This window comes from Streptomyces sp. NRRL F-6492, from assembly GCF_001280125.1.
Lineage (GTDB): Bacteria > Actinomycetota > Actinomycetes > Streptomycetales > Streptomycetaceae > Streptomyces.
Genome location: NZ_LGEG01000200.1, coordinates 1 through 219 on the forward strand (window position 1 = coordinate 1; position 219 = coordinate 219).

The 219-nt window shown below is 58.4% G+C and carries 1 rRNA gene; it reads right to left on the bottom strand.

Annotation, left to right across the window (positions count from 1 at the left end):
* Nucleotides 1-80, bottom strand: a 5S ribosomal RNA gene (gene rrf, locus ADL08_RS15110); the annotation flags it as partial.
* Nucleotides 81-219: the final 139 nt, after the last annotated feature.

Sequence of the window (219 nt, forward strand, 5' to 3'; positions counted from 1 at the left end):
GCAGTACCATCGGCGCTGAAAGGCTTAGCTTCCGGGTTCGGAATGTAACCGGGCGTTTCCCTAACGCTATGACCACCGAAACTCTATGAAGTTACGAACCGCCGCACCCCGCAGGGGGCGTGTTCGTTGCTTCAGAACTAACACAGTGGACGCGAGCAACTGAGGACAAGCCCTCGGCCTATTAGTACCGGTCAGCTCCACCCCTTGCGGGGCTTCCAC